The organism is Dokdonia ponticola, assembly GCF_042653865.1.
GTDB classification, from domain to species: Bacteria; Bacteroidota; Bacteroidia; order Flavobacteriales; family Flavobacteriaceae; genus Dokdonia; species Dokdonia ponticola.
Window position 1 is genome coordinate 43926 of record NZ_JBHSFV010000014.1, and the last position, 16692, is coordinate 60617.

The 16692-nt window shown below is 36.7% G+C and carries 14 protein-coding genes; 6 read left to right on the plus strand and 8 right to left on the minus strand.

Annotation, left to right across the window (positions count from 1 at the left end):
* Positions 1-2 precede the first annotated feature (2 nt).
* From ACFO3O_RS19105 to ACFO3O_RS19120, 4 genes are read left to right on the plus strand one after another with little or no spacing between them, the layout of a single operon-like run.
* Complete coding sequence (locus ACFO3O_RS19105) at positions 3-1673, plus strand: hydantoinase B/oxoprolinase family protein (protein ID WP_379981828.1); 1671 nt, start codon at positions 3-5, stop codon at positions 1671-1673.
* A 23-nt stretch (positions 1674-1696) separates the two neighbouring features.
* Entirely contained in the window at positions 1697-2005 is a 309-nt protein-coding gene (locus tag ACFO3O_RS19110) for a cupin domain-containing protein (RefSeq protein WP_379981830.1), read from the plus strand.
* 37 nt (positions 2006-2042) lie between these two features.
* Complete coding sequence (locus ACFO3O_RS19115) at positions 2043-3320, plus strand: cytosine permease (RefSeq protein WP_379981832.1); 1278 nt, start codon at positions 2043-2045, stop codon at positions 3318-3320.
* Complete coding sequence (locus ACFO3O_RS19120; protein WP_379981834.1) at positions 3321-4505, plus strand: proline dehydrogenase family protein; 1185 nt, start codon at positions 3321-3323, stop codon at positions 4503-4505.
* Positions 4506-4797: 292 nt separating this feature from the next.
* On the opposite strand, the gene ACFO3O_RS19125 is transcribed toward ACFO3O_RS19120, so the two are convergent.
* Together ACFO3O_RS19125 and ACFO3O_RS19130 are read right to left on the minus strand one after the other, a co-directional pair.
* Positions 4798-5256, minus strand: coding sequence for a YqhA family protein (locus ACFO3O_RS19125; RefSeq protein ID WP_379981836.1), 459 nt, complete (start codon positions 5254-5256; stop codon positions 4798-4800).
* Between the two features lie 136 nt (positions 5257-5392).
* Positions 5393-6058, minus strand: coding sequence for a ferredoxin reductase domain-containing protein (locus ACFO3O_RS19130; RefSeq protein ID WP_379981838.1), 666 nt, complete (start codon positions 6056-6058; stop codon positions 5393-5395).
* Positions 6059-6334: 276 nt separating this feature from the next.
* Between ACFO3O_RS19130 and ACFO3O_RS19135 the strand changes: the two genes are divergently transcribed.
* Complete coding sequence (locus ACFO3O_RS19135; protein ID WP_379981840.1) at positions 6335-6787, plus strand: thioredoxin domain-containing protein; 453 nt, start codon at positions 6335-6337, stop codon at positions 6785-6787.
* 316 nt (positions 6788-7103) lie between these two features.
* Here ACFO3O_RS19135 and ACFO3O_RS19140 read toward each other — a convergent pair whose 3' ends face one another.
* The 6 genes from ACFO3O_RS19140 to ACFO3O_RS19165 form a co-directional block, all read right to left on the minus strand.
* Entirely contained in the window at positions 7104-7295 is a 192-nt protein-coding gene (locus ACFO3O_RS19140) for a hypothetical protein (RefSeq protein ID WP_379981842.1), read from the minus strand.
* Positions 7296-7328: 33 nt separating this feature from the next.
* Positions 7329-8372, minus strand: coding sequence for a peroxidase, FMP-type (locus tag ACFO3O_RS19145; protein WP_379981844.1), 1044 nt, complete (start codon positions 8370-8372; stop codon positions 7329-7331).
* A 109-nt stretch (positions 8373-8481) separates the two neighbouring features.
* On the minus strand, positions 8482-10581 hold the full coding sequence (locus ACFO3O_RS19150) for a flavin monoamine oxidase family protein (RefSeq protein WP_379981846.1): 2100 nt from the start codon (positions 10579-10581) through the stop codon (positions 8482-8484).
* Between the two features lie 10 nt (positions 10582-10591).
* Entirely contained in the window at positions 10592-12322 is a 1731-nt protein-coding gene (locus ACFO3O_RS19155) for an alpha-keto acid decarboxylase family protein (RefSeq protein WP_379981848.1), read from the minus strand.
* Between the two features lie 328 nt (positions 12323-12650).
* Positions 12651-15143 carry an ABC transporter permease gene (locus tag ACFO3O_RS19160; RefSeq protein WP_379981944.1) on the minus strand — a complete coding sequence of 831 codons (2493 nt, stop codon included), beginning with the start codon at positions 15141-15143 and terminating at the stop codon, positions 12651-12653.
* Between the two features lie 47 nt (positions 15144-15190).
* Complete coding sequence (locus ACFO3O_RS19165) at positions 15191-15880, minus strand: ABC transporter ATP-binding protein (protein WP_379981850.1); 690 nt, start codon at positions 15878-15880, stop codon at positions 15191-15193.
* A gap of 16 nt (positions 15881-15896) precedes the next feature.
* On the opposite strand from ACFO3O_RS19165, the gene ACFO3O_RS19170 reads away from it, so the two are divergent.
* A complete protein-coding gene (locus ACFO3O_RS19170; RefSeq protein WP_379981852.1) occupies positions 15897-16661 on the plus strand; it encodes an arylesterase in 765 nt (254 codons plus the stop codon).
* The last annotated feature ends 31 nt before the right edge of the window (positions 16662-16692 follow it).

Consider the following 16692-nt stretch of genomic DNA (forward strand, 5'->3'; position numbering starts at 1 on the left):
ATATGAGTTTAAATAAATTTACATCAGATATTATTCAGGATTCATTAATCTCAATTGGCGAAGCTATGTTTGAAACAATTCAGCGAACCAGCATGAGTCCTATTATCTATGAGGCATTGGATTATGCTGTAGGAATTACAGACGGACAAGGGCGATTGCTTGCGCAAGGGAATGGCGTTATCACATTTTTAGCTGCAATGAGTCTTGTCGTAGAAGATACTTTAAAGATATTTGATAAAAATAATCCGTTAAAGGAAGGTGATGTCGTTATGGCTAATACACCCTACGCTGGTGGTGGAACACACCTGTCAGATATTGCATTAATTACACCCATTTTTTATAAAGGGGAGCGTGTAGCTTTTACCGTAAATAAAGCCCATTGGACAGATATAGGCGGTACAAACCCAGGGTCGGTATCAACGGTTTCTACAGAAATTTATCAAGAAGGGATGCATTTTCCTTTTATAAAAATTAAAGAAGAAGGAAAAACTAATGATGCCGTTATTAAAATGATAAAAGCCAATGTTAGACTACCAAAGAGTACGTTAGGAGATTTATTTTCAGGTATTGCCGCCAATGATGTTGGCGCGGAAAGAATTATAAGACTGATTGAAAAATATGGTTTGGAAGCTTATAAACAGGCAGCTGAAGAATTTATGGAATATGGTGAGCGTATTAGTTTAAAAGAGCTACAAAAAATTCCAAATGGAACCTACAAAAATACAGGTTGGATAGAAAACGACGGTTTTGGAAATGGACCATTTCCATTGAAATTAAAAATTACCATTTCAAACGAAAATATGATATGTGATTTCACAGGTTCACATGAACAATTAAAAGGCCCCTTAAACCTCTCTAGAACGGGGTTAGAAACCGCAGTAAGAGCGGCCTTTAAATCTATTACGACTCCTACTCTACCTGCTAATAATGGTTCTTTTAAACATGTAAAACTAATTTGCCCTGAAAATACAGTGGTAAGTGCACAATCTCCTGCACCTATTTCTGTATACTATGAAGTATTTTTAGCTGCTATAGATTTACTACTAAAAACATTAGCTCCCATTGTGCCAGATAAATTACCAGCGGGTCATTTTAGATCGGTGTGTGTTACTTATATTTCAGGAATCCATCCTGTAACCAATGAATTTTATGTACAAGCTGAGCCACTTTCTGGTGGTTGGGGAGGTTGTGCCACACATGATGGAAACCGAGGACAGTTTTCGTATGCGCACGGTGAATCGTATAATATTCCTGCAGAAACACGAGAACGAAAATATGGGGTTGTAGTTGAAGAATACGCGTTTCATAATGAAGGTGGTGGTTATGGTGAATTTCAAGGTGGTAACGGACAATACCTTACATTTAAAATATTGTCTGAAGATGCTTTTTTAACAGGTGCATTCTTAGGCTATTCCATCCCTACTTGGGGCCTCAAAGAAGGAAAAGAAGGAAGTTATAATTATTTTACCGTTATACGAACAGATGGTACCGAAGAAACTTATAATGTGGTAACTAATGTAAAGCTACATAAAGGAGATCGTGTAAAGTTAGTAACCGCTACAGGTGGTGGATATGGCAACCCAAAGAATCGACCCCAAGAAAAAGTAGATAGAGATATAAAAAATGGTTATATCACAAAGGCCCAAGCCTTAGAAAATTACAATAGATGCTAAAGAATTAATTACACAAAAATTATATGGAAGTTACACCCTTAACGTACCCCGAAAAAGAATATCTAAAATACATCATCCAAAAAAAAGAAGATGGTGTAGCGATAGATTTTGGTACAGTTATTTTAAAAAAAGGGCACATACTTCCATTCAAAACACTTCATGCGCACGAAATATCCTATTTAGTTTCTGGTAAACTAAAAGTTTATACCAAAGATGGAAATGAAAAAATAATGTCCCAAGGTGATTTGGTTTATTTGAATAAAGACGAAATCAGAAAAACTGAAACTTTAGAACATAGTAAAATTATGTTTTTTCTTTTCAAAAAAATATAAACTAGTAACTAACTTATTGATATTAAATTTTTAATTCATGGACAATACTTCAGTAAACTCTAATGGAATAGATTCTGCTTCAGAATCTATTCCATTAAATAAAAGACAACCTTGGTATGTACCAGCCTTCATTTTTGGAGGGTTAGAATTTTGTATTCCAGTACTGTTAATAGGAGGAATTCTAATTGGAAATTTTAGTTTGTTAGAAATTATTGGAGTTTTATTAATTGGACTAGTTTTTTTTCAATGGATTGGAAATGCAATACAAGGCTATATTGGAGCAAAAACAGGACTGACATCATCCGCCTTAGCCGCACTTAGTTTTGGTAAAGAGCAATCTAGAATTATTGTTGGTGTAGTCATTTTGATTTTGACATTAGGCTGGTGGGCTATTCAGACTTCTGTAGCCGCTGATGCTTTTAGTGCCTTATTAGGAATCAACAAAAATGAAAATTTGTTCTTATATATTTTAAGTACAACTCTCATAGGTTTGTTATTTGCCATTCCTTCAATACTTGGTTATGCCTCTATTAAATGGGTAGATTATATAGCTATTCCCTCAGGTTTGCTCTTGGTGACTGTGGCCCTTTACCTATCTATTAATAATCTTGGTTGGGAGAAAATAGCAACTTGGAATCCAGAAGGTAACATGTCTTTTATTGAAGCTGTTAATTTAGTCATTAGCATTAATGTTGCCCAATGGTTAATCGCTCCAGATTATACAAGACATGCACAACCTACTTGGCGGGATAATATTTTAATCCCTTTAGGTATTATTATAGTTGGTTTCCCATTATTCATTGTAGGCGGAATTATGTCATTAGGTACCGGAAACTCAGATATCGTACTAGTTATGCAAGAACTTGGTTTTCCTGCATGGGGCTTCGTAGTATTATGGGTTGCCACTTGGACAAGTCAATTGGTAAGTAACTATACAGGAGGTCTGGTATTATGTAATATGTTCAATTTGAATGATAGAAAGAGCAGAAAAACACTAACACTTTTATTTGCAATTGTCGGAATTATATTGGCACTACTGGGTATTTTGAACCAGTTTGTTAATTTTTTATATGCTACGGCTCTTATAATTCCTGTTATCGCAGGTGTTATTATGAGCCATTATTTTTTTGTAAACAAAACTTTGATAAAGGCGACCACATCATGGAACTGGTTGGCAACGGTAAGCATAGTAATAGGGCTTTTGATAGGGTATCTTACACAATATGTATACCCCATTGGTATACCAGCCATTCAATCCTTGATAGTCGCAGGAGTAGTATATCTTCTTTTGAATAATTTATTAAGTAGTGAATAGATGAATAAAATATTTGACAATATTGAGATTGCTCTTGCGCTAAAATCTGACTCAGAACTTAATAGGGCTCATTTTTTATTCAAGATGATAAATAAAGGACCTCTCGTTAAAATTGGTGCTGCAGTCACAAAATTTGCTTTGAATGCGAATCTACCAGTAGAAAAAATAATTCGTTACACTGTATTCAACCATTTCTGTGGAGGTGTTAATGAAGATGATTGCCTCAAAGTTATTGACAAAATGTATACTAAAAAGATGCATGCCGTTTTGGATTATTCAGTGGAAGGAAAGAAAGAGGAAAAGCAGTTTGATTTCGCAGTACAGAAAACCATAAATGCTTTAGAATATGCCAAAAATCATAACGCAATTCCTTTTGTAGTATTTAAACCGACGGGTTTAGGGCGATTTGAAATTTATCAAAAACTAACCGAAGGAAACTCTTTGAACAAATCAGAACAAGCAGAATGGAAAACAATAAAAGAGCGATTTCATACTGTATGTAAGAAAGCGTATGATAATAATATTCCTGTGTTAATCGATGCAGAAGAAAGTTGGATGCAAGGTGCCGCTGATGACTTAATTGAAGAAATGATGATGACCTACAACAAGAAAAGGGCACTGGTTTTTAATACCCTGCAAGCTTATCGTTGGGACAGACTCGACTATTTAAAAAATCTACATCAACGTGCTAAAGCTAAAAATTTCAAAATCGGAATGAAATTGGTTCGAGGCGCTTACATGGAAAAAGAGAGAGAACGTGCCTTTAAAAATGAATATAAAGATCCCATTTGTGCCGATAAAAATGCTACAGATCTTTTATACAACGATAGTTTAAAATACATAATAGATAATTTAAACGACATCGAATTATTTGCAGGAACGCACAATGAAAAAAGTTCATATTTACTAATAAATTTATTAAAACAGAATACTATACTCAAAGATGACAAACGAGTTTGGTATGGACAATTATATGGTATGAGTGATCATATCAGTTATAATTTATCCGATAAAGGATATAATGTGGCTAAGTACTTGCCATTTGGACCTGTAAAAGATGTGATGCCATATTTAATTAGACGAGCCGAAGAAAACACCTCTGTTGCTGGCCAAACTTCAAGGGAGCTATCAATCATAAAAAGCGAAAGAAAGAGAAGAAAATCTAAAAATCGTTCAATTAAATAATCCTAGCCAATCCATACACATTTTAACCATTACTCTACCCTAGCCCTAAAAAGCGTATATACTCGCTTCTCTCCTATTTGAATCCTAAAGGGTTTCATTACAGTTTTAAAGAGAACGCTTTCGCGAAAGCAAAAAAAGAAAAGAAAAATTCGAGGTAGTACAATCAGCAATCCTCCTAGATCCTACTTCCAAAGGTCTCCCGCACTTTCATAAATATGTCATGATAAATCATCATTAATCTTCTGCAAGTTCAAGGCAAGCACTATTAAAAACAGTGTACTATTAGCGTTTATTACGTATCTTTTTTATTTAGTAAAAAATAAGTTAACGCTGTGACTACTAACGCTAAGGATGCACCCAAATATAAAATATCAATACCCGAATTATAGGTTACAATACGTCCTGTGAAAGAAATAGTCATGATAAAAATTACCATTTTTATCATAAGTGCTTTAAGTCCATCTAAATCTTTGACAACCAACCAAGACGGTAAGTTTTTAATATTGGTGATATACAATTCAAATAAAGCTGTCGCAATCGTAAAAAAAATCACACCTAAAAGCACGAGGTCTAACGATTTCAAGCATTTTTTGATAATTTCATCTTCTGCAGTATATCCTGAAATCATTTTTGAGACAGTATTATAAATTTCAATAAAAGCGTAACCTTCCACTCCTATAGCTAGACAAATAATAGCCAACACAGCAAGAAAGGTAATTACTTTTAAAGATGCTCCTAATATCGAGGACATAGTACTATAGGGTTTGATCGCTTCGGTTTAGCTTGATTCGACATAGGTTAAAATAGTAAAATTAAATGGAAGTTATGTATGACATGAGTTGAATCGTTACTTCATAAATTATAGTATTTGTTATGCTTTTAAAAACTTATTCTTCTGTTATTAAGTGTGACTTCGGAAGACCTAGTGCATATAAATCAGCAGTGACAGCATCCATCATAGGAGGCGGGCCACATACATAAACATATTTTGAAACATCTATGTTTTTAGTATTCAAATACTCTTTATCTACATGTCCATGATCGTATTCTTTTGTTTTTTCATCTGAAAGAATGAATGAGACATTATCACCAAGCCAACTTTCTAGGTTTGCTTTGTATATGATGTCTTTTTCCGTTTTGTTTGAAAGTATCAACTTATTCTTTTCGATACCACCTTTCATCTTTAGGTTTTTAAGAATCGCTATAAAAGGTGTCACTCCAGCGCCTCCAGCTATAAAAGTACCTGGCCCTTTGTAATTAATAGCTCCCCAAGCGTCTCCAATGATAAGTTCATCTCCTACTTTTAAAGTTCCTAATTCATCAGTGACACCATCATGAGATGGATACATTTTTATTGTAAATTCTAATTCATTTTCATCAGGCAAACTGGTAAATGTGAATGGTCTTTTTTCATTTTTATAGCCTTTTTTATCGATTGCCAACTCCGTAGCTTGTCCTGGAGTAAATGTATAGCCTTGCGGTTTATCTGTGACTAATCGTAGCACATCGTGTGTTACTAATTCAATTTTTCTAAGGGTTATTTTATAGCTCATTTTGATAGTTATTTGTTTTCAATTTTAAAATAGGTAAATAATTCCTATTCTATGTTAAAATTATGTTTAATCTTTTTGCAAATTACATAAACAAAATAAAATACCTTAGTTTTAACTTGAATTTAATATGGATCATCTAAATTTTAAAAATTATATAGAGTCACTATGCGTATTGTGAAATAGCTTTTCAATGTAGGTCTCAATATCGTATCCAAAATTAATATTGACTTAAATCAATAGCTAAACGCATAATCAAACAACTAAAAATTAACTTACATGGCAATAACAGCAACAAACACAAATAATCGTCTTATACATTGTATTTATTATAGTAACAACCCATTTGGTAAAAAGCTACACGCTTTTTTAGAAGCATTAAATAAAGATATGTTGATCATTGATGTAGCCCAAACAATGCCATCAGATACTCAGTGGCATGACATTGCTAAAGAATTAAATGTGAGTCTTAAAGCTTTTATAGATATCCAAAAAGTTGATGCTTTTAATGAAGATAGTAACTATAGTGAAGAAGGTTTGGTCAAGATTCTAGCGCAAAACCCTAACGCTCTTAAAGGCGCTATACTAATGGAAGGTGATCGTATTGCACACATCACCCAATACACTGAAATTTTAAAATTTTACAACGTAGATTCTGCCGGATTAGAAAAAACATTACACACACAAAAGCCAATTACAAATAGTAAGACCAAAGGAGATAATTTTATTTAATTAAAAATAACACCTTGCTGCTCAATTATCTTAATCTCAATACTTGAATCAACATTTTTTTCTAAATGTTCAAGAGAAAGCTTTCGCGAAAGCGGTCTCAACAGCATACAGAAGCATAAAGAATATGAGTATGGTTTATGTCGCTCATAAAATCTAGATAGACCGATTAGTTACCCCTACGCTACTTATTTTATTTTTTTGACTTAATAGCCCTATTATATACAACAAAACACCCAAATTGGGTGTTTTGAAGTCAATTGATATGAGCGAAATGAACGTATGTATGCTACTTTTAAAGTTGCACAACTATCTTCATTTATGAATGTTTATGTCCCATAGGGCAAACTATTGGAGCAGGTCCAGCGGCTGCTTTTCTAAGCGTCGTATCCGTTTCTGTTGGTAATTGGATCGGCGGTAAGAGCTTGTCTACTGGGATGTCCTTCTCGCGTCGTAGCGTATTTACTTGAATGTGTGGCCACAACGTAGTACCCCCATCTGAGCCAAACATAAATTCAAAGTCTACAATTTGCTCGTATTGTAACTAGTCTACCACTTTTCCGGTTTCCCCATCAACTACCTCTTCGATCCACATACGGTATCGCATTCTGGCGACTCTACAGTAGCGCTCTACCATCACATTATTTACGATACCACCTTGAACTCCAGTATTATGGAAGGAGTCGAGTTCGATCATGTCGTATCGTTTAAATTTCACTCCCTCATTGGCATCAGTCAATTTTAAGTTCGGCTGAACCGTGTAGGGAAACTTAGCACCAGATTCATCATAGTTAAAAATCTTTTCGAAATACGCACGTCCACTGTTTACCCCGCCATTTTCTTGATCTTCACGCGGAAGCGCTGTCCAATCGGGTTTCTCGCGTGATCCTGGAATGAGATCTTTTTCAGGATTAATCCCCATCGTGGGTGATACCGCTAGGTATTGTTGTTCCCAAAGGTTTGCAATATGAGGGGCTTTCCCTTCACCTGAGTCTGTGATATTCCCTGTTAAATGGATGGTGGTACCATGAGGAATGACTCCAGAACGAGAGATTTGATAAGGCGGTATGAATTGAGGTCCGAGTTCTCCTGGTCCCAACACAGGCTCGGCACCATCCGTTTTTACAGATTCTGCATCTGAGGTATGCTTGAACATATTGGGCGGATTTTGGTACGGACTTTTAGGATCCCATGGCATCTGGTGATCTCCTAACCATAAGTACATTCCGTCCTCAAAATGTTGAAGAAGATTATCATTGTCTATAATGGCAGTTTCGTACTTAAGCGCCGCATTAAATTGCTCATTGGATCCTGCGCGGTTTCGCACGGGAGCGTTGACTTGTGTGAATTTGAGTTGTTCCCGATACTCTTGAGATTTAAAGTGGAAAACACCAAAAACGGTCTCTGAAGAGGTGCCAGGCGAAGGCATTGGCGTCGTATGTAGTCCCGTGGGACCGCCTTTCCAATTGACCCATGTGCCATTAAGTTTTGACAAAATACCGAACTGTGCGCCATCAAAAGGGCCTTTGGGGAGTCCTTGTTCCCATTCTCTGTACGGTTTTACTGAAGATTTTTGTGGTTCTTTCATAATAGGTTGTTTATAGTATTATTCATTTGATTTGTTCACTAACTTCTCTTATCAAGTGCGCTATATGGTTTATGCTGTTTTGTTCTCTTTTATTCTCTTTTATTCTCTTTTATTCTGGACAGATAAATGGATATTCTTTGTCATCGATTAGCTTTTCTATGTTAAAGAAATCGTTTAAAACCGATTCTGCTGTGCAGAAAGCACCTTCTACCCAGGCTTGATCATTAGAATATGTAGATCCAATAATAAAAAGATTACTGTCTTTCCCTTTTACCAATGATGAGGGTTTACGTATTTTCTGTTGTACATCCCCAATATTATAATGAGAATAATAGGCATGGTATCCTGCATTAAATGGTGGTAACGACCAATCCATATATTTGGTTTCTAAAGGCTCAGGAATTGTAGTATAACTTGCTTGAGAACCAAAATGCAAACTAGCTAATTGTTGACGTAACATTTTTACCATGATGGCAGGTGCTTTACGTGGTCCTTGCAATGGTTGTACATCTTTAGATTCTGCAATTTTTCGTTCTCCATTAGGTCCAATTTCTAGCGCTTTCCAGAAAGTTGTGTAGCGTATATCATCATAACTTGCTAGAATACCATACACTTTCTTTTCTTTTTTACCAAGTGCATTGTCTCCAAAATAAACCACTTGTCGTATAGGCATATCTGTGGCACTTGGGCCAATAGTGTCTAAATGAGATACTGTAGTAAGTTGTTGTTTTTCTTCATAAGTGAAGTTGGTTTGTACAATACTTTCTGCAGTACTTATAAAATCAGCTTCTGTCGTATAGGTGGTATCTATAATTGACGTTACTGAATTATCATAGGCTTTACCTTGTTTTTCTGCTTTCAATTTTGCTTGTGCAGCTTCAGAAGCCGCTTTTTCTATTGCTTTGATGTATTTAGTAGGAAATTTATCCTTTTTAAGAGCTTTAATACCTTCTTGCGTTAGAAAGTAACTATTTAATTTCGCTGGATATTTTGGTGGCGAAGGAATATCGTCTCTCCACCAAGGAGAATCAAAGAACATCCCAATTTTATAAGAAGGCTGCATTAAAACAGACTCTAGGTATAATTGCACTTTATCTTCATTTAAGACATCAAAATCTCCTTGTTTTTTATTCATATATCGCGTTGCCTGTGCAACTAATTCAACAGCATGTCTTCCCATCGCTAAAAATGCAGCGTCACACGTTTTTGCATCTAATTCTTTGTTTGGTTCTGCTCGGCTTGCGGTGGTATAGTGAATAACATTTTTATTCTCTAAAATAGAACGCAACCGTGTGTTTGAATGGTATTTAAAACGAATTTTTTTCTCTTTTGCAAGTTTAACAATCTCCTGAAAAAGAGTAGAAAAAATACCAGAGTAGCCAATGGTTAATGTTTTATACAGCGTTCCTGGAGTAAACTCATTGTTTACTTCAAAGGATTGTGCCGAATTACTATTTACTACATTTGAAGAGTATCCATTACCATCTGCCAAATAACTAAAGCCTTCTTGTCCTAAAACATCATAGGCCAAATTCCAATATCCAATATCTTTTAATTTTTGCCCTTTTTTAAAGATAGATTCATCGCCTAAATCTCTTGTTATTTTTCCGTTTTCATAAAATTTGCACCACTCATTTCTTGTGGGTGGTAATGCGTCTTCAGAAACATTAATTCCTACGCCTTCAATTTTAGTAAAACCGTCGTCTGGCCCTCCATCTGCCCCATAGTTATTTACATTATAGGGAGCCGGATTATTTGCATTGATTTCTGAAGTATACATACTTTTTGCCCTTAATGATAAAAGCGGATCATTGGCCTCATTAAAGGGAACAGAATATTTTTCTAAACCTATTTCACTAATGGTTTTAGTAACCAATCGATGTCCTGGATTATTACCGTCATTGGGGTTAGGATTGTCCTTTGTCTTTTTATAATCCCAAGCAGAATAACGCATTCCACCTAATTCTACATACGAATCATCTGGATCATCTTTATAATGCCACGTACAAACCCTTGCACCTGCTTCTCTGGTTCCTTTTTCTTTTTTAGAAAATTGATAATCACCCCAATCGTATAATTCTAGGATATCTCCTTTTTTAAGGAGTTTAGAAGTATCTTTTTCGTTTGCTGGTTTTCCTTGGAGCAATCTCCATGCGGTATATAAACCTGCGGCTCCTGCTCCAAAAATTGAATATGTTTTGTTTTCCATGGTCTGTTTTTTAGTTGTTACAATTCATTACTTGTGGGGTTAAATTTTTCATCTGTCCTGCCAAATCTTTTTCAGGAATAATGACTTCTACTAAGGTGGGTTTGTTATTTTTAATCGTTCGAAGTTTTTGTAGTACTGCGTTTAATTCAGTGATGTTATGGGCTTGATATCCATTGGCTCCAAAAGCTTTCGCTAAAGCCATATAATCCCATTTAGGTAAATAATCAAAGGTGTCAAATGTACCCTCTGGGCAGAAAGCATCTACATCAACAAAGACTTGTTCTATAGCATATACTTGGTTACTCATTACAAAAATGACACTATTCACATCGTATTTTGCTAAGGTTGAAAGTGATTGACAGATCATCATAAATCCTCCATCTCCTGCAATTGTCCAGGATTGTCTTTTACTCCCTAACTGTGCTCCTAACGCAGCTCCTGTTTCATAACCAATACACTGCCAAGCAGCGGAGCTGATATAGCTATTTTGTTTCATTCCATAGATATTGGTAGCAACATACATAGCAGAACTCACCCCAAATATTAAATTGATATCCTCCCACATCTTGTGATCCTCCAAATGTTTAACGGTGTGCTGAAAAAATCGATTATAGGTAATCACATCAGGGTGTCCATTGTATTTTGGATCTGATGAACCACTCCAGGGCTCAGGATATTTGGGTTGTTTGGGGGCTTTCGCTTTTATTGGATACAAAGGGCTTTTCTCAAAACGCTTTAATAGCGCTTCCATAAAATCTTTCATAGTCACTCCTTTATACGTAAAGTATCCAGCTCTTACTTCTGTTGTCGTTGCCATCACCATATCAGAAAACTTATTCTCAACAAACCACAAATAATCATCGGTAATGATGGTTCCAAGGGTTAAAAAACAATCTGATTCTTTTACATAATCTGTCACTGTATCTATAGAAGCGGCATCTGAGTAGGTCCCAATAAATTTATCGCCTTTTTCATCTAGTACAGTTTTACCTAGTGATGTTGTGGTGTACACAAATCCGCTAGCATCTATCATTTTTTCAAGCACCTCTGACAAACCATGTCTTAAAACTTCAACACCTGCAAAAATCATTGGTTTTTTTGCTGCTGTTAACTGTGACCACGCTTGATCTACTGCATTTTGTAATGCATCTTTTTTACTCTTTTTAACTCTAGGCTGTAATTTCTTTTTGGAAGGTCGTTTACAAGGCTCTGCCCACACCTCACTGTAACATGCAATGTAGACTGGTTTTTTATGTGTGATGGCTGCAATGATTAAATTATCAATTTTTTTGGCAGCCCCCACAGAAGTACTTAACGTTTCTGAAGCTACGGTAACGTGATTAAAAATCTCTTGATCTGCTTTTAAATTCCCTGTTGAGTGATGGTATAACACATTATACATATTCCCGATTTGGCGGTCATTAGAACCTGGCGTTGCACTTATAACAACCATGGGACTAGATTCTACAAAAGCGCCTGCTACTGCATTTAAAGCACTAAAAGTGCTTACCCCATATTGTAATGAAACAGCAGATAAACCTCTAGTTCTTCCATAGGCATCTGCGGCATATGCTGCATCCAATTCATTTGAAGTCCCTATGGTTTCAATACCTTTAAATTTTTCTAAAGCCTGTGTGAAATTTTTAACGTAATCTCCAGGAATTTGAAATAATTCAGTTACCTCAAGTTGGTGCAATCGGGTTAATAAATAATCGGCTACTGTAAAAGTGTTTTTTTGCATCGGCTCTAGTTTTAGTTTGTAATTATTTAAAAGTAAACTAATTATGCATCAATTGTTGATCATAATTTTCACTAAACTAGCGCTATTTCAATCATTTTTTACCCGTAGATATACCCCATTTATACACCCCCTATTTTTACGGCTATGGGAATTCTGATGTATCCATCACTAGATTTAAGATATCTTTATGTATGTATACGCTTTCGCGAAAGCAAAAAAAGAAAGAAGACTTTAGGGAATACACATAGTCGCTACTCCTTATACCAGTTATTAATCGTGTATCAAAAGATAATAAGAGATTTCTACATACCTCAAATCAAAGCATATTTTACCCTTCGCGTCGCAAGACTTCAAGCGGAGAACTTTGTAAGACTGTTCTGATATTGCTCAATCCAATGATCATTACTAAGAGCGTAATACTAGGTATGAAGACTACAAACGGGATGGCTGAGGGAACAAAAGGTTCTTGGAATAAAAATAATGCCAATCCCAGACTACCGAGTAATGCTAGCAAGATCCCTACAATGCTTCCCATTACCCCTAAAAAGAGGTATTCGAGTGCGGCTATTTTAAGAATTTGAGTGTTTTTAGCGCCTAGTGTGCGTAATAAGACACTTTCTTTAATGCGCTGATGTTTACTGGTTCTCACAGAGCCTATCAGCACAATAAAGCCCGTCATCATACTGAAAAACGCCATGAAGTTGATAATCCACGATACTTTATCTAAGATATTCTCTACCAAGGTAAATACTTGTCGTAAATCAATAATGGACAGGTTGGGAAATTGTGCTACGAGATTTCGTTGCAAATCTGCAGAGCTCTGTTCGTCGGGAGCTGCGGTGGTGAGTACATTAAATTGAGGTGCTGCTTCTAATACTCCTTTTGGGAATACAATATTGAAATTAACCTGCAGTTGCCCCCAATCTACTTTTCGGATGCTACCGACTTTGGTTTCCATGAGGACTCCTTGGACATTAAATACAATGGTATCGCCAACAGTCACCCGGGCATCTCCGACTAAATTTTCTGAAATGGAGATCGGAATGATCTTAGTAGGTGTAGCCGTAGGTGTCCACTCCCCTTCTATGATCTCCTCTGAGGGGGTTAAACTATCTCGATAGGTAGTTCTAAACTCATGGTTTAAGATCCATCGTCTCACTTGCCGCGTGGTATCCTGACGTATATCATTCACCAACTCCCCTTTAATACTGTGCATACGCATAGTGACCAGAGGCGTATTGGTAATCACGGGTAACTGACTTTGGGTAATGAAATCTGCCACCGCTTCTCGCTGATCACTTTGTACATCTAAAATGATGAGATTCGCATTTTGAGTCGTTTGATCTACGTCTGTTTTGGCTAACAGAATGTCTTTTGTGAAATATAAAGTACTGATCAGAAAGGTGCCTAAACCAATCGCTAAGACCAAAACAATCGTTTGGTTATTTGGGCGATACAGATTCAATAAGCCCTGACGACTTGTATAACTCCACTGCTTTGGGAAGTAACGTCTGACTAGACTCATAAATCCTTTAGCGACTAGCGCTAAAATAGCAAATGTAATCACTGTCGCTCCTACAAAGCTTAACGCATAGAGGGCATCATCTAGTAACCAATAGGAAAATATGAATAGAAATAACAAGATGATCGTAAATACCCAGACACGAGTCCCTCGTGAAGGTTCAACATCCTCATCTATACGTAATACTTTAAGTGGCGACACATACCATGTTGTAAGTAAAGGAAGTAGCGCAAATAAAATAGACATAAAAAAACCTAGTAACACCCCAATGACTAGCGGTTTGGCAGTCACTGAGATGACTAGATCAAAGGGTAAAAAGTCTTTAAGAATTAGTGGAAATAGCTCTTGTAGTGCAACACCAATACCCGATCCTATAAACCCTCCTAGAATCCCTATCCCCGAAATTTGGATCAAGAAAATAAGAAAACTTTGCCATCTACTGGCCCCCATACATTTTAAAACAGCAATGGCTTGCAGCTTTTCTCTGATATAAATCTGCACCGAGCTTGCAATTCCTACACAGCCTAAGAGCAATGCAATAAATGCTGCTAGGTTTAGGAATTTACTTAGGTTATCAAATCGTCTTCCTAAACGCCTACTCGTACTTGTATGCGTATCTAAATCGGCTTTTTCAAGATCGAGCATCGGCTCAATCTTGTCTTCAAAGGCATCCAAGTTTAAGGTATCTGCTGCTTTGTAAAAAAACTGGTATTCTTTCCGGCTTCCGAATTGTAATAACTCCGTTGACTCTATCTGTTGATACGGTAATACTACGGTAGGTGCGACAGAAGTTGAAATAGCCGTACTACCGGGAATGGATTTTAACGTTCCTACAATCGGTAGCGTGATTTTACCGACTTTGATAGCATCTCCAGGTTGCAGGTTATATTGAAGCATCAATGTGGCATCCACCAACGCCCCTTTTTCATTTTGATACGTGGTTGCAGCCGTCACAGGTTCGGTTTCCAACGTACCATAAAATGGGAAATCACCCTCAATACCTCTAACTTTGACTAATTTGGTGCCTCCATTTTTAGGAAAAGCCACCATAGAGACAAAATTTACCTCTTTGGCATCGGGTTGTAAGGAGTCGATGATCGCCTGAGCACGTGGTGTAGGTTCTTGCCTAGCATCTATGATATAGTCAGCACCCATAAGGCTTTTTGACTGGCGTTGTATATTGACTTTAAGGTTATCACTTAGCAATTGAATAGCGACTACGGCGGCGATTCCCAAAATAATAGACGCAATAAATAAAAGCAACCGAACTTTACTTGCCTTTGCATCGCGATAGGCCATTTTACAGAGCCATGCGACATTTAGTTTTGAGGTATGTAGTGGTGTTTTCAAAGGACTTGTGTGCGTTCATTGGTTACTATCTGTCCTCCTTTAAGTCTTAGGATTTGTTGGGTGCGATGTGCGAGATCTAAATCGTGAGATATGATGACTAGCGTAGTACCTGCCTCTTTATTTAAGTCAAATAACAGCTGAATGACCTTTTCGCCTGTTTCCTCATCCAAATTACCTGTAGGTTCATCTGCAAATAAAATAGAAGGTCTATTGGAAAAGGCCCTCGCTAAGGCCACTCGTTGTTGTTCGCCGCCCGATAATTGTGAGGGATAGTGATGTATCCGATCTCCAAGCCCTACCTTTTCAAGGAGTTCGATTGAGATCGTTTTGGCGTTTTTATCTCCTTGTAACTCGAGAGGTACACTTACGTTTTCTAAAGCAGTAAGCGTCGGTAACAATTGAAAATTTTGGAAAATAAAACCTACTTCTTTGTTTCGTAATTGTGCGCGTTCATCTTCATTTAATTCATTCAAATTATGACCACATAATTCCACGCTTCCCGCATTGGGATCGTCCAATCCGGCGCATAGACCTAATAAAGTGGTCTTTCCACTACCTGATGGTCCTACAATCGAAAAGGTTTGTCCTTTTTCTACATCAAAGCTAATTTGCTTTAATACTGTTAATTGTTTTTGACCGCTGGTATAGGTTTTTTCAAGACCATTTATCTTTAATATCTTTGGCATATGCATTTTTAATTTAATGGACATTTTGTCTATGGCTGAAAATAATCAAATGCTTTCCAAAATACTAGATCCCATGCCCTATAAAATCTTAAAGTTTTGTTATTTTATCCTAGCTTTTGTACTCATAAGTTGTGGAGAAGATCAGAAAAAATCATCAGATTCCCCATCAGTTTCTGAAGCTGAAGAAGTCACAACCACCCCTGAGGTGATTAAAAAATCTACTAAAACCATTCTTTGTTTTGGAGATAGTATTACTGCTGGCTATGGGCTAGAAGATACTGCAGATGCCTATCCAGCGGTTTTGCAATCAAAGATAGAATCACTAGACTTAGGGTACACAGTTATCAATTCGGGTGTCAGTGGTGAAACCACCGCAGGTGGTCGGAGTCGCTTAGGGTGGATTTTAAATCAGTCTGTTGATATTTTTCTTTTAGAATTAGGTGCCAATGATGGCTTACGCGGAATTCCTTTAACCGAGACACGTGCCAATTTGCAAGCGATTATAGATGCGATACGTCAAAAAAGCCCTGACACAAAGATTATTTTAGCAGGCATGGAACTGCCTCCCAATATGGGACAAGACTATACCGCTGAATTTCGTGCTGTCTTTGCAGATCTAGCCAAAGAGAACAATCTTGCCTTTATTCCTTTTATTCTAAAAGATGTAGGAGGCATTCCTGAACTGAACCAAAATGACGGCATTCACCCAACGGTTGAAGGCCATAAAATTGTAGCAGAGAACGTTTGGGAGGTGTTAGAACCGATGGTACGTCAGGAATAGTACAGGGTTTGCTTTCGCGAAAGCGTAAACG

Bases quoted from the DNA above. Each gene is read 5' to 3' on its own strand.
- ACFO3O_RS19110 (WP_379981830.1), top strand. From the start codon at position 1,697: ATGGAAGTTACACCCTTAACGTACCCCGAAAAAGAATATCTAAAATAC.
- ACFO3O_RS19140 (WP_379981842.1), bottom strand. From the start codon at position 7,295: ATGTTTGGCTCAGATGGGGGTACTACGTTGTGGCCACACATTCAAGTA.
- ACFO3O_RS19160 (WP_379981944.1), bottom strand. From the start codon at position 15,143: ATGGCCTATCGCGATGCAAAGGCAAGTAAAGTTCGGTTGCTTTTATTT.
- ACFO3O_RS19145 (WP_379981844.1), bottom strand. From the start codon at position 8,372: ATGAAAGAACCACAAAAATCTTCAGTAAAACCGTACAGAGAATGGGAA.
- ACFO3O_RS19165 (WP_379981850.1), bottom strand. From the start codon at position 15,880: ATGCCAAAGATATTAAAGATAAATGGTCTTGAAAAAACCTATACCAGC.
- ACFO3O_RS19135 (WP_379981840.1), top strand. From the start codon at position 6,335: ATGGCAATAACAGCAACAAACACAAATAATCGTCTTATACATTGTATT.
- ACFO3O_RS19155 (WP_379981848.1), bottom strand. From the start codon at position 12,322: ATGCAAAAAAACACTTTTACAGTAGCCGATTATTTATTAACCCGATTG.
- ACFO3O_RS19125 (WP_379981836.1), bottom strand. From the start codon at position 5,256: ATGTCCTCGATATTAGGAGCATCTTTAAAAGTAATTACCTTTCTTGCT.
- ACFO3O_RS19115 (WP_379981832.1), top strand. From the start codon at position 2,043: ATGGACAATACTTCAGTAAACTCTAATGGAATAGATTCTGCTTCAGAA.
- ACFO3O_RS19130 (WP_379981838.1), bottom strand. From the start codon at position 6,058: ATGAGCTATAAAATAACCCTTAGAAAAATTGAATTAGTAACACACGAT.
- ACFO3O_RS19170 (WP_379981852.1), top strand. From the start codon at position 15,897: ATGGACATTTTGTCTATGGCTGAAAATAATCAAATGCTTTCCAAAATA.
- ACFO3O_RS19105 (WP_379981828.1), top strand. From the start codon at position 3: ATGAGTTTAAATAAATTTACATCAGATATTATTCAGGATTCATTAATC.
- ACFO3O_RS19120 (WP_379981834.1), top strand. From the start codon at position 3,321: ATGAATAAAATATTTGACAATATTGAGATTGCTCTTGCGCTAAAATCT.
- ACFO3O_RS19150 (WP_379981846.1), bottom strand. From the start codon at position 10,581: ATGGAAAACAAAACATATTCAATTTTTGGAGCAGGAGCCGCAGGTTTA.